The organism is Agrobacterium sp. El2ro-1b (genome assembly GCF_048298475.1).
In the GTDB taxonomy this organism is placed as follows: domain Bacteria; phylum Pseudomonadota; class Alphaproteobacteria; order Rhizobiales; family Rhizobiaceae; genus Agrobacterium; species Agrobacterium fabrum.
The window spans coordinates 1,326,422-1,339,651 of sequence record NZ_CP103459.1; the positions used below are offsets into that span (position 1 = coordinate 1,326,422).

At 59.4% G+C, this 13,230-nt stretch carries 11 protein-coding genes; 2 read left to right on the forward strand and 9 right to left on the reverse strand.

Annotated elements, in window-relative coordinates; genetic code table 11:
* Positions 1-13: 13 nt before the first annotated feature.
* On the reverse strand, positions 14-1,813 hold the full coding sequence (locus NYR50_RS20290) for an ABC transporter transmembrane domain-containing protein (RefSeq protein ID WP_174010244.1): 1,800 nt from the start codon (positions 1,811-1,813) through the stop codon (positions 14-16).
* A 261-nt stretch (positions 1,814-2,074) separates the two neighbouring features.
* Here NYR50_RS20290 and rpmE point away from each other — a divergent pair, with 261 nt between their 5' ends.
* Positions 2,075-2,296 (forward strand): 50S ribosomal protein L31, encoded by a 222-nt coding sequence (rpmE, locus tag NYR50_RS20295; protein WP_003506183.1) that lies wholly within the window; start codon positions 2,075-2,077, stop codon positions 2,294-2,296.
* Positions 2,297-2,449: 153 nt separating this feature from the next.
* Here the strand turns inward: rpmE and NYR50_RS20300 are convergent, their stop codons facing one another.
* From NYR50_RS20300 to NYR50_RS20310, 3 genes are all read right to left on the reverse strand, one after another.
* Positions 2,450-2,965, reverse strand: a complete 516-nt coding sequence (locus NYR50_RS20300) for a DUF1465 family protein (RefSeq protein WP_006314720.1) — start codon at positions 2,963-2,965, stop codon at positions 2,450-2,452.
* A gap of 401 nt (positions 2,966-3,366) precedes the next feature.
* A complete protein-coding gene (locus tag NYR50_RS20305; protein WP_174010242.1) occupies positions 3,367-3,558 on the reverse strand; it encodes a DUF1192 domain-containing protein in 192 nt (63 codons plus the stop codon).
* Positions 3,555-4,844 carry an MFS transporter gene (locus NYR50_RS20310; RefSeq protein WP_174010240.1) on the reverse strand — a complete coding sequence of 430 codons (1,290 nt, stop codon included), beginning with the start codon at positions 4,842-4,844 and terminating at the stop codon, positions 3,555-3,557. Before NYR50_RS20310 ends, NYR50_RS20305 begins: the two co-directional genes overlap by 4 nt.
* 136 nt (positions 4,845-4,980) lie before the next feature.
* On the opposite strand from NYR50_RS20310, the gene NYR50_RS20315 reads away from it, so the two are divergent.
* Positions 4,981-5,136, forward strand: a complete 156-nt coding sequence (locus NYR50_RS20315) for a hypothetical protein (RefSeq protein WP_003497629.1) — start codon at positions 4,981-4,983, stop codon at positions 5,134-5,136.
* A gap of 57 nt (positions 5,137-5,193) precedes the next feature.
* Here the strand turns inward: NYR50_RS20315 and NYR50_RS20320 are convergent, their stop codons facing one another.
* The 5 genes from NYR50_RS20320 to tkt form a co-directional block, all read right to left on the reverse strand.
* On the reverse strand, positions 5,194-6,219 hold the full coding sequence (locus NYR50_RS20320) for a class I fructose-bisphosphate aldolase (RefSeq protein WP_174010238.1): 1,026 nt from the start codon (positions 6,217-6,219) through the stop codon (positions 5,194-5,196).
* Between the two features lie 191 nt (positions 6,220-6,410).
* On the reverse strand, positions 6,411-7,613 hold the full coding sequence (locus tag NYR50_RS20325; RefSeq protein ID WP_174010237.1) for a phosphoglycerate kinase: 1,203 nt from the start codon (positions 7,611-7,613) through the stop codon (positions 6,411-6,413).
* A gap of 67 nt (positions 7,614-7,680) precedes the next feature.
* Positions 7,681-9,546, reverse strand: coding sequence for a potassium/proton antiporter (locus NYR50_RS20330; protein WP_418138282.1), 1,866 nt, complete (start codon positions 9,544-9,546; stop codon positions 7,681-7,683).
* Between the two features lie 315 nt (positions 9,547-9,861).
* On the reverse strand, positions 9,862-10,872 hold the full coding sequence (gap, locus tag NYR50_RS20335; RefSeq protein ID WP_174010234.1) for a type I glyceraldehyde-3-phosphate dehydrogenase: 1,011 nt from the start codon (positions 10,870-10,872) through the stop codon (positions 9,862-9,864).
* Positions 10,873-10,934: 62 nt separating this feature from the next.
* Complete coding sequence (tkt, locus tag NYR50_RS20340) at positions 10,935-12,917, reverse strand: transketolase (RefSeq protein WP_174010232.1); 1,983 nt, start codon at positions 12,915-12,917, stop codon at positions 10,935-10,937.
* Positions 12,918-13,230 lie beyond the last annotated feature (313 nt).

Genomic DNA, 13,230 nt, shown 5'->3' on the forward strand with positions numbered 1-13,230 from the left:
GAAATGCTCTAGATCAGGCCTGGGCGCGCAATTCGTCCGGTCCGGTCTGGAATTGCAGCCGGGCGAGGCGGGCATAAAGGCCATTCTGGCGAATGAGGCTCTGATGCGTGCCTTCCTCGATGATACGGCCCTCATCCATCACCAGAATGCGATCCGCCTTCAGCACGGTGGCGAGGCGGTGGGCGATGACGATGGTGGTGCGGGTTTTCATCAGCTCATCAAGCGCCTTCTGCACCAGCGTCTCGCTTTCCGCATCCAGTGCCGAGGTCGCTTCATCAAGCAGCAGGATCGGTGCATCGCGCAGAATGGCGCGAGCGATGGCGATGCGCTGCCGCTGGCCGCCCGAGAGCGTCACACCGCGCTCACCCACCTGCGTATCGTAACCATCGCCGAGACGCTCGATGAAGCCGTCGGCCTGCGCGGCGATGGCGGCGGCGCGCACCTCCTCGCGTGTTGCTTCGGGCCGGCCAAAGGCGATATTGTCGTGGATGGAGGAGGCGAAGATCGCGACATCCTGCGGTACGATGGAGAGCCGTGCGCGCAGATCGGCAAGGCTGACGTTGCGGATATCCACGCCATCGATGGTGATGCGGCCCTGCTGGGGATCGTAAAACCGCATCAGCAGCGAAAAGACCGTGCTTTTTCCGGCACCGGAAGGGCCGACGATGGCGACGGTTTCGCCGGCGGCGACCTTCAAGGAGAGGCCGGAGACAATCGGCCGCCCTGTTGCGAGTGGATAGACGAAATCGACATTGTCGAATTCCGCCTCGCCTAGCGGTGGTTGCGGCATGGCGACGGGGACTGCAGGCTCTGCAACGGGTGAGCGTTCATTCAACAGCTCGGAAAGCCTTTCGGCCGCGCCGCCCGCCTGCGCGAGTTCACCCCAGACTTCCGAAAGCTGGCCGAGGCCACTGGCTGCGATGACGGAGTACAGCACGAACTGTCCAAGCGTACCCGCGGTCATGCTGCCCGCCAGAACATTCTGCGCGCCATACCAGAGAATGCCGACAACGCTGCCGAAAACAAGAGCGATGGCGACGGCAGTCAGGATGGAACGGGCGCCGATCGCCGCGCGTGCGCCCTGGTAAGCGGCTTCCACGGAGGCGCCGTAACGGGCATTCGCCAGCGCCTCGGCATTGAAGGACTGTACGGTGCGGCTTGCCGCGATCGTTTCCGAAGCATAGGCGGCGGAATTGGCCAAAGTATCCTGCGTATTGCGGGAGCGGGCGCGAACGGACCGGCCGAAGGCGATCAGCGGAAAAACGATGAAGGGAATGGCAAGCAGCGCAAGGCCGGAAAGGCCGGGGCTGGTATAGATCATCATCGCCACAGCACCACAGCACATGATGATGTTGCGCAGCGCGACCGAGGCGGAGGAACCAAAGGCGGAACGAATCTGCACCGTATCGGCGGTCAGCCGCGAAGTGAGCTCGCCGGATCGATTGCTATCGAAAAACTGCTGTGACAGCGTGGTGAGGTGGGCAAAGACATCGCGGCGCAGATCGGCGACGACCCTTTCGCCGATGGTCATCACGTAATAATACCGCATGGCGCTGGCGAGCGCGAGGACAACGGCAATTGCCAGAAGCATGGCGAAATAGCTGTTGATCATGCCGCCATCCGGCGTCTGGAAACCGTGATCGATGATACGGCGAACGGCAAGCGGCAGGGCCAATGTTGTGGCGGAGGAAAGTACAAGCGCAAAAAGGGCTGCCGCCATCAGGCCACGATAGCGCCTGAGATAGGGAAACAGGCCAAGAAGCGGCTTCAGGCTTCTCTGTTTCGCAGCTTTCTGCTCGTCAATGTCTGCCACGTCCTCTATGCTCCTCGTTCAGTGCCTTTTTTGGGCCTTTTGCGGGTGAATTTCCGGCATCCGGTAAAATTCCAGCCCCGGTGGCCATCTCCTTTCACAAGGGGATAGCAGGCTCTTGTTATCTGGGCGACCTTCATGTATAGGCTCCGCATCGAATTGGGAAGCCATAGCCCATCTGGTCTATGGCTTCATTTATTGAAATGGCTCAGTTGACGCAATTGCGGCAAATGGACCGCATGTCACTTAACCAGGAAGATTGTCATGAAGGCTGATATCCATCCCGCTTATCACACGATCAAGGTCGTCATGACCGATGGCACCGAATACGAAACCCGCTCTACCTGGGGTTCGGAAGGCGCAGTCATGAACCTTGAAATCGACCCCAAGTCCCATCCGGCATGGACGGGCGGCAACCAGCAGCTTATGGACCGTGGTGGTCGCGTTTCCAAGTTCAACAAGCGTTTCGGCGGCCTCGGCCTCTGATCCCTTGCGGACGGATCGTTTAAAAGAAGCCCGGTTTTACCGGGCTTTTTTGTTGCCCGCTTTTTGCGGCGGTATCCGTGACTGTGGCGGGAAAAACAAAAAAGCAGGCCGGTGAGCCTGCTTTTCAAATTGTCCGGATAGAGTCGTCTTTTCTCAGTTGATCGAGAAAGCCGTGCGGAGCAGGTTGAGCTGCGCCTGTACGCTGTTTTCGTTGTCCGGCACCTTGGTCGCTTCCGCCGGGCGATAGATTTCGCGGTCGAGCAGGGCAACGCGGTTCTGGAGGCGCAGCGACCGCTCGATAAGATCGCGGAAGGATTCCGGCAGGTCGTTCCAGCCGGGCGCGTTGCGGTCGACATTGAAGCTGTCGAGCCGCACCTTGTTCTTTTCGCTCAAAACCTGATCACGGGTCATTTCGCCATTGTTGACGGCCCGCTGCAAAAGCAGCCAGGATGCCATCTGCATCAGACGGGTGGTGAGGCGCATCGATTCCGCGGCGTAAAGGACGGACGCCATACGCGGCAGAACCTTTGAGGCAGTGCGGCCGGCGCCATCGAGATAGCTTGCCGTTTCCTCAACCAGGGTCATGCCTTCAGTATAGAGGGTCTTGAACTGGTTGGACGCAGCCGCGCGACCCGCAAAGCTTATGGTATTTAAAACCTGTTCCGACATTTTCTTTAAATCCCTGCTCACGCACCACACTGTCAGGCAACGACGACCGGGATATTTTGTTCCGGCCTTTAGTGTTTTCAGGATGGTATCTTTACCTGAAATGCGCAAGGCAATTATTAAAGAAGGGTTAATACCCACAGTTTTACGAATTGCGGCGACCAGCAAAAAAAGAGCCGCGAAAGCGGCTCTCAAGGTAAAACAGGGAGAAAAATCAGACCAATTCGCCGTATGGAGAAGATGCCTGAGGTCCAGAAGAACTGGACATGTATAGTAATCTCTCAGAAAGCTTAATTTTTGGTTAATGGTAAACGAAAGACTGCGCCAGAATCTTTAATCTGGTTAGCGTTTACGCTCCCAGCATGTCGCTCGGCTGGTCTTGCCGCAGTTTAATAAAGCCCAGGTCAGGAGCGAAACAGGTTCTCCGCCGCCTGCCTGCCCGCGGACTTCCTTTTTTTCTCTTCTTCAAGCCTGGCAATTTCCGCCTGCAAAAGTTCGATTCGATCGCTCAACTCGTCCACCGAAAGAAGGCTGAGATCGCTGCCGATTTCATGTCCGCGGGGCTTTTGCGGACGATCATCATCAAAGAGGCTCATATGCCTGCTCCTTTTTCCACATAGTCGCCGTCATCGTCTGGATATTGCGGCGCGCGCGGGTCAAGCGCAATACTCTCGGGCGTTACCAGCGGCGAGGGCGTCGTTGGCATCATCGTCGAGAAATTGTCCTTTTCCGCGGTCGAAAGGGCGGCACGCTGGCGGCTTCTGATGATGGCATAGGCCGTTATCAGCACATGGGCGACCGCCGTCACGAAGAAGAGCGCATAGGGGCCGGAATAGGTCATGACCGCGCCGCCAAGCGTCGGGCCGATGATGGTGCCGATGCCGTAAAGCAGCAGCAGGCCGCCGGATACCTTGACGAAGTCTTCCGACGCCGCAAAGTCGTTGGCATGGGCCACCGCAATGGGATAGAGCGCGTTAGCGGCGGCGCCGTAAATGGCGATCATGGGGATGAGCACATAGACATTATGCGGCTGCACGGCTGCAACGGCGAGGCCCGCGACCGCGCCTAACCCTGCCAGTCCGGCAAGGACATAACGACGGTCTATCCGGTCCGAAAGACGACCCGCCGGGAACTGGGCAAGCGCGCCGACGAAGATCGTGACGGAAACCATGATGGCGATCATGGTCGGGTCGAGCCCCGCCCTTGCGCCGAAGACAGCACCCAGCGTGCCGTAAGCGCCGTTGGCGATGCCGATCATCAGGATGCCGACGAAGGAGACCGGCGAGTTGCGATATAGGGCAGGTAGATCCAGCTTGACCTTCTGCAAGGGTTGCGGACTGGCAGCCTTGGAAAGCGTCGCTGGCAGAATGGCGACGCAATAGATGATGCCGCAGATCATGAACAGCGAGGTATTACTGACATCGCCCATCGGCACGATCATCTGTCCCGCCACGACGCCAAGCAGGGTGATGGCGATGTAGAGGGAAAAGATCATGCCGCGGCTCTCATTGGTCGCGCGTTCGTTCAGCCAGCTTTCGATGATCATGGAGGTGCCGGCCGTGCAGAAGCCGGTGAGGGCGCGCAGTGTGATCCACCAGACGTCATCGACGACGAGGCCGGTCATCAGCACCGTCAGGCAGACCAGCGCGACGAAGGAGCCAAACGCCCGCACATGCCCCGCACGGCGCACGATGGCGGGGGCGACGAAGCAGCCGATGACAAAGCCTGCCGCCCAGGAAGTACCGAGGAAGCCCAAAATCTCATTGGAGTAACCTTCCGCCGAGCCCCGCATCGGCAGGATGAGGCCCTGAAGGCCGTTGCCGAGAAAAAGAAACAGAGTGCTGGATAAAAGAGCGAATACGGGTAGAAGATTTCTGCTCATGAAGACACTCTCATGCGTTCGGACGGACGGTCGGACAGGCCATTGAACGGGGTTACCCGAATGAGTTGCACTCTTCTGGTGAACGGTAAAAATGTCCAGCCTGTGACGATGCAGAAATAAAGAAAAGGCTCAATAAATGACGAAGGCGATCGGCCTTTTTTTACTGCTGGCCATGGTGGTCCAGATCATCCGGCCTTTGGGCCTGCCGGGCCTCAAGAAAAGAGGCGATTGCTGGAAGATTGCGGTTGCCGCCTTTGTCATCTGGTCGGCGACACTGCTTCTGCGGCCCTAAAGAAAAAGCCGCCCATCGGGGCGGCTTCAATTGCACAATTTGCCTGTGAGCGATGGCTCAGGCTGCCTTTTCCAGTTCCTGTTTCCAGTTGCCCTTGGCGGCAAGGCTGTTCATGGCGGCGCGGTGCGTGAAGGCGCGCTGGCCGGCGGCGACATTCTCCGATTTGCCGCCCCAGGTCTTGAGAGCCGTATCCTGAAGGGCGCGGCCGTAGGAATAGGTCAGCGACCAGGGCAGGTCGTAACCGGCATTCATGGCGGAGAGGTGCGCCGTGGCTTCTTCGGAGGACTGGCCGCCGGAAAGGAAGGCGATGCCGGGTACGGCAGTCGGTACGGTTGCCTTCAGAACCTTGACGGTCTTTTCCGCCACTTCTTCGACGGGCGCCTTGCGAGCGTTCTTGCCGTCGATGATCATGTTCGGCTTGAGGATCATGCCTTCGAGGTTCACGCGGGCATCGAACAGATCCGCAAACACTGTCTGGAGAACCCATTGCGTGACTTCGGCACAGCGGTTGATGTCATGCGTGCCCGGCTCGCCGTCCATCAGCACTTCAGGCTCAACGATCGGCACGATATCCGCCTGCTGGCAGAGAGCGGCGTAACGGGCAAGCGACTGGGAGTTTGCCTTGATCGAACCCCAGCTCGGACGCTGCTCACCGATGGTGATGACACCGCGCCACTTGGCAAAGCGGGCGCCGGCCTCGTGGTACTTGCGAAGGCGCTCGTAAAGACCGTCGAGGCCTTCAGTGATGAATTCACTCGGATGGAAGGCCATCGGCTTGGCGCCGATATCCACCTTGATGCCCGGCAGGCTGCCGGCCGCCTTGATGATGTCAACGAAAGGCGTGCCGTCGGCCGCCTTCTGGAACAGGGTTTCTTCGTAAAGGATGACGCCGGAGATGTACTTCTTCATGGCGTCGTCGGAGCGGAACAGCATTTCGCGATAGTCGCGACGAGCGGTCTCGGTGGACTCCAGATTGATGCTGTCGAAACGCTTCTTGATCGTTCCTGTGGATTCGTCGGCTGCGAGCAGGCCCTTGCCGTCGGCAACCATTTTGATGGCGATGTCTTCGAGACGTTCGGTCATTTGCTATTCTCCCAAGGCACAATAAATTTCCGATAACAGAAGTTCCAGGGCAGGGAAATGGCACGCTAACTCATTGAAACGATTGAAATCATTTCAATCGTTTGAAACTTTTCCTCCCGGTGCCACTTACCAAAAAGCAAGGCCGGACAAGCAGGGCTTGTCCGGCCTTGTGTCAGGCAAGTGAAATGAGTTTACTTGGCAGCGGTCAGGATGGCAACGCCCGGCAATTCCTTGCCTTCCATCCATTCGAGGAAGGCGCCGCCAGCCGTCGAGATATAGGTGAAATCGTCCGAAACACCGGCGTGGTTCAGCGCCGCCACCGTGTCGCCGCCACCGGCGACGGAAACGAGCTTACCCGCTTTTGTGCATTCGGCGGCGTGTTTTGCCGCAGCTACGGTTGCCGCATCGAAGGGTTCGATTTCGAAGGCGCCGAGTGGCCCGTTCCAGACCAGCGTTTCCGCCCGTGAAATCCAGGCCTTGATGCTTTCGACCGATTTCGGGCCGACATCGAGAACCATGGCGTCGGCGGGAATGGCGTTGATATCGACAATTTCATTGGCCGCGCCGGCCTTGAATTCGCGGGCGACGACGCCGTCTTCCGGCAGGACGATGGCGCAGCCGGATGTCGCCGCCTCGATCATGATCTGCTTTGCGGTCTCTGCCAGATCGTGCTCGCAGAGCGACTTGCCGACATTCGTGCCGCGGGCGGCGAGGAAGGTGTTGGCCATACCACCGCCGATGACGAGGGCATCGACCTTCTTGACGAGGTTCATCAGGAGATCGATCTTGCTCGAAACCTTGGCGCCGCCGACGATGGCGACGACCGGGCGAACGGGCTGGCCGAGGCCCTTTTCCAGCGCCTCAAGCTCGGCCTGCATGGTGCGGCCGGCATAAGCGGGCAGATGCCGCGCGAGGCCCTCGGTGGAGGCGTGGGCACGGTGGGCGGCGGAGAAGGCGTCGTTCACATAGATATCGCCATTCGCGGCCAGGGCTTCGACGAAGGCAGGATCGTTCTTTTCCTCACCCTTGTGGAAGCGGGTGTTTTCCAAAAGCAGGATATCGCCATCATTCATTTTCGCAACCGCATCCGATGCCGGAGCGCCGATGCAGTCCGTTGCGAAGGAAATGGCGTGATCCAGCACGTCCTCGACGGCGGGGACGATCTGGGAAAGCGACATCTCAGCGACAGGTTCGCCCTTTGGGCGGCCGAAATGGGCGAGCAGAATGACTTTTGCGCCCTTTGAAGAGAGTTCCAGAATGGTCGGCGCAACACGTTCGATACGGGTTGCGTCCGTCACCTTGCCATCCGCGACCGGCACGTTGAGATCAACGCGGACGAGAACGCGCTTTCCGGCAATGTCGTTAAGGTCGTCGATGGTCTTGAAAGCGGGCATGGGTCGATCCTGATTTGTTGCGAGTTCGGGACGGACCATACTATGCCTGATTGCCGACGCAAGCCGGTCAGGTGTCATTTTCTGTCACGGTCTTCGCAGGTGCGGAAACACCCTCGCCGGCATCGGCTGAACGCAACTGACGCCGTTGTGCCAGATGCGTGCGCGCACGGTGGAGGATTTCCGAAAAGCCGATGAAAATCGGCAGGCCGATGGCCGGTTCGACAGGCTCGAGCGAGATGCCGACGCCGGTGATTGCCTCATGTTCGTCCAGGGCCCGGACGATAAGGACGATGGGGCCGAGGCGCACCCGATCGGCATAACCCGCCTTGCCGGCAAGGCGTGTCTCAATGAGTTCGGCGATGGTCATGGCGTGTTCGGCGGGCGAAATGAGGCCGGGGCCATAGGCTGCGTCCATTTCCTTCGCAGGACGGGAAGGCGTGATCGTGAAGATACCGAAGAAATCGGCGTCGTCATCGGCAACGGGCAAGGCGCTGGCGAACAGTCGGTCGATCAGGCGGGTGTAGTTCGGCGCGATGAACAGATAGACGAGATCGTTTTCGCGCAGACGTCCGGCATATTGATAGCGGATCGACTTGCCGTCGCGCACCACCAGGGATGGCATCGCCCAGCGGGGAATGCGCTCACCCTGCATGATGGCGCTGCCTTTGGCGACCCGGTAGGAAATCAGCTCGTGATTGGCGGTGCCGGGAAGATCGATCTCCAGCTTGTCCACCTCGCCCATGCGCGGCGGCACTATCAGCCCGAGCTTTGTCGCCACCGGCTTGATGGTCCAGCCCTGCACGAGAAGCGATACAAGAACGATGATGAAGGCGGCGTTGAAATAAATCTGCGCATCGTCCAGTCCGCCGAGGATGGGCATGATGGCGAGCAGGATGGAAACGGCGCCACGCAGGCCGACCCATGCCACGAAGGAGGTCTCCTGCTGGGTATAGTTGAACGGCATGAGGCTCAGCCACACCGCAAGCGGGCGGGCAACGAAGATCAGGAAAAGCGCAAGCAACACGGCCGGAATGGCGATTGCCGGAAATTGCGACGGGGTGGCGAGCAGGCCGAGCATCAGGAACATGATGATCTGGGCAAGCCAGGTCAGCCCTTCATGGAAACGGCGGATGGTTTCCTTGGCGAATATCCTGCGGTTGCCGGCAACGATGCCCGCCACATAGACCGCGAGAAATCCGCTGCCGCCGATCGCGCCGGTGAAGGAGAAAACGAGCAGCGCCAGCGCCAGCACGAAGATCGGCGCCAGCCCACGGTCGGCGGCGAAGCGATTGACGACGGTGGCGATCATGAGACCACCGAGCAGGCCGAAAATCACGCCGAGCCCCATTTCCTCGATGAAGAGCAGCAGGAAACCGCTGTCGATGCCGGCGAGACCCTGACCCTTGGCGATGATCTCGACCAGCGCAACGGTGAGGAATATGGCCATCGGATCGTTAGTGCCGGATTCCACTTCCAGCGTGGAGCGCACCTGATCGCGGATATGGATGCCGCCAATGCGCAGCAGGAAGAACACGGCCGCCGCATCCGTGGAGGCGACGATGGCGCCGAGCAGCAGGCCCTCCAGCCAGGAAAGCCCCAGCAGCAGGGCAGCGGCCCCTGCAAAGAACACGGATGTGAGGATGACGCCGACGGTTGCGAGCGCGACGGCGGGTGCCGCAGAAAGCCGGAAGGATTGCAGGGACGTGCCGAAGCCGGAATCGAAAAGGATGACGGCAAGTATGAGCGAGCCGAGCATATAGGCGAGCGGATTATTGGTGAATTCGATGCCAAGGCCATCCACACCCGCCGCAAGGCCGATAACAAGGAAGAGCAACAGCAGCGGCGCGCCGAAGCGGAAGGCGATGAGGCTGGAAAAGGCCGCGACGAGAACCAGAACAGTTGCGACCAGCAACAGAAGATAAAATGATTCCACGTCCACCGCCTCTTTCACACCGCGCTGGCCGCCGCAATGAATGCTCTGCACGCCAGCAGTCAATGCGCCACGGGTTGCGGTCTGTCAGCGCTGTCTGGGTGGCGTTGAAAGGCGACGCAAGGCGGGGTGTATCGAAAGATACGGCAGGGCCGAAGTGCATTGCGCACGACCGTTTTCCCTGTCCTTCTTGTCCGTTTCAAAATGGACCAGACGAAGGCAGGAAATTGAAAACTTGGCGGCAGAGGTGAGGAAAATCGAGAATAAAAAATCCGGCGGGATTGCTCCCGCCGGACCTCAATCGTCAAACTGTTTTAATTAGATGGTCTTCGCGAAGGCGACGGCCGTGTCCGACATGCGGTTGGAGAAGCCCCACTCGTTGTCGTACCAGGACAGAACGCGCACGAAATTGCCTTCCATGACCTTGGTCTGGTCGTTGGCGAAGATCGAGGAGTGGCTGTCATGGTTGAAGTCGCGGGAAACCAGCGGCTCGTCCGTGTAGCCGAGGATACCCTTCAGCTTGCCGTCGGCAGCCGACTTGATCGCTTCGTTGATTTCGGCAACCGTGGTGGCGCGCTTGGCAATGAACTTGAAGTCGACAACCGAAACGTTCGGGGTCGGAACGCGGATCGACGTGCCGTCCAGCTTGCCCTTGAGGTGCGGCAGAACGAGGCCAACGGCCTTGGCCGCACCGGTCGAGGTCGGGATCATGGACAGGGCTGCAGCGCGGGCGCGGTACAGATCCTTGTGCATGGTGTCGAGCGTCGGCTGGTCGCCCGTGTAGGAGTGGATCGTGGTCATGAAGCCATGATCGATGCCAACGACATCGTCGAGAACCTTCACCACCGGCACCAGGCAGTTGGTGGTGCAGGAGGCGTTGGAAATGACCAGATGGTCCTTCGTCAGCTGGTCGTCGTTGACGCCGAAGACGACGGTCAGGTCAGCGCCGTCAGCCGGTGCCGAAACGATGACGCGCTTGGCTCCGGCCGTCAGGTGGGCAGCAGCCTTGTCGCGGGCGGTGAAGATGCCGGTGCATTCGAGCGCGATATCGACGCCGAGTTCCTTGTGCGGCAGGGTTGCCGGATCGCGGACAGCCGTGACCTTGATCGGCTTGCCGCCGCCAACGATGATGGTGTCGCCTTCGACTTTGACGTCAGCCGGGAACTTGCCGTGGATAGAATCGTAGCGTAGCAGGTGGGCGTTGGTTTCAACCGGACCGAGGTCGTTGATGGCAACGACTTCGATATCGGTACGGCCGGATTCGACGATGGCGCGAAGAACATTGCGGCCGATGCGGCCGAAGCCGTTAATGGCAACTTTTACAGTCATTTACAGTCTCCCGAACAAGATATGTGCTTGGTCTATGCGGAATGTGAGGGCCTTGGGAGCCCTCATGCAAGTTTTGCCTCGACTGCGGCGACGACGGCTTCCGCCGTGATGCCGAAGTGCTTGAAGAGATCCTTCGCCGGCGCGGACGCACCAAAGGAATGCATGCCGACGAAAGCGCCGTCATTACCGATGAAGTAATCCCAGCCCTGGCGAATGGCGGCTTCCACCGCGATCTTGACCGGAGCCTTGCCGATGATGGCGTTGCGATAGGTTTCCGGCTGTTCCTTGAAGAGTTCGAAGCAGGGAACGGAAACGACGCGGGCGGAAACACCCTTGTCCTTCAGCGTTGCGGCGGCCTTGAGCGCCACTTCGACTTCCGAACCGGAAGCGAAGATCGAAACCTTGGCGTCGCTGGCGGAGACGAGTTCGTATGCGCCGTAAGCGGAAAGGTTCTTTTCTTCATATTCCTTGCGCGAAGGCGTGAGATTCTGGCGGGTAAGCGCCAGCGCAGACGGACGATGCTTCTGCTCGAGAGCAAGCTGCCAGCATTCCGCCGTCTCGGTTTCATCCGCCGGACGGAAGACGAGCAGGTTCGGAATGGCGCGCAGCGCTGCGATCTGTTCGACCGGCTGGTGGGTTGGACCGTCTTCGCCGACGCCGATGGAATCGTGCGTCAGAACGTGGACGACGCGGATGCCCATCAGTGCGGCAAGGCGGATCGACGGACGGCAATAATCCGAGAAGATCAGGAAGCCACCGGCATAAGGGATGAGACCGCCGTGGAGAGCGATACCGTTCATCGCCGCCGCCATGCCGTGCTCGCGGATGCCGTAATGCAGGTAACGGCCGGAGAAGTCCGTCGGCGTGATCGACTTCATCTGGCTGGTCTTGGTGTTGTTGGACGGCGTCAGGTCAGCCGAACCGCCGACCATTTCCGGCAGGATGCCATTGATGACTTCGAGCGAGTCTTCCGAGGCCTTGCGGGTGGCAACCGTCGGGTTGTTTTCGATGATCTTCTTCTTGAAGGCATCGATGGAGCTGTCGAAGTTGCCTGTCAGGTCACCGGCGAAACGGCGCTTGAACTCGGCCTTCTTGGCCGTCTCGGTGGCTTCGAGACGGGCTTCCCAGTCCTGGCGCGTCTTGGTGGAGCGCAGGCCGGCGAGGCGCCATGCATCAAGCACATCTTCCGGAATGACGAAGGCTTCGGCTTCCCAGTTCAGGCTCTTGCGGGCAGCGGCGATTTCTTCGGCGCCGAGCGGGTTGCCGTGCACCTTATGGGTGCCCTGCTTGTTGGGCGCGCCGAAACCGATGACGGTCTTGCAGGCGATGAAGGTCGGGCGGTCAGATTTCTGCGCCGCCTCAATGGCGGCGGCAATCGCGTCGGGATCATGGCCATCAACACGGATGGTATTCCAGTGAACGGCCTGGAAGCGGGCGATCTGGTCGGTGCTGTCGGACAGGCCAACTTCACCGTCGATGGTGATGTTGTTGTCGTCCCAGAACAGAACGAGCTTGTTGAGCTTCAGATGGCCGGCAAGCGCGATGGCTTCGTGGCTGATGCCTTCCATGAGGCAACCGTCGCCGCACAGCACATAGGTGAAGTGGCTCTGCAGGTCGGAGCCAAATTCCTCTTCCAGCTTGCGCTCAGCAATTGCCATGCCGACGGCGTTGGCAATGCCCTGGCCGAGCGGACCGGTGGTCGTTTCGATGCCGGTGGCGTGACCGTATTCGGGATGGCCGGCGGTCTTGGAGCCGAACTGACGGAACCGCTTGATCTCGTCGATTGTCATGTCCTCGTAGCCCGTCAAATAAAGCAGCGAGTAAAGCAGCATCGAACCGTGGCCCGCAGACAGCACGAAGCGGTCACGGTCCGCCCAGAGCGGCGCCTTCGGATCGAACTTCAGAAAGCGGGTGAAAAGAACCGTGGCGACATCAGCTGCGCCCATCGGCAGACCGGGATGGCCTGAATTGGCCTTCTCCACTGCATCCATGGCAAGAAAGCGGATCGCATTGGCCATCCGGTCGTGTTTGTCGCGAGAAATCATGGCTTTTCCGTCTGTTCCGGGTGAAAGGAGATAGTTTTACGCAACTATCCAAAAAGCGGGTTGATCCATAGCAGGTGAGGCAGGCAAGTCAATAAATCCGCGGGCAATTGCGGTTCGCCCAAGGATAAAAATCGTTTAGAAAATCGGCTGTCCCGACAAAAATCGTGCGATGGGGCCCGGCGCTTCTTCGTTCATCCACAGAGCAAAACGCCTCAATGCACTGGTTTGATTGACGGGATGGTAAATCGGGTAATAACCTCTTGGATGTTGGGAAGGCCTGAAACCGGACGATTCGGCCGGTAGCGTGCGAGTT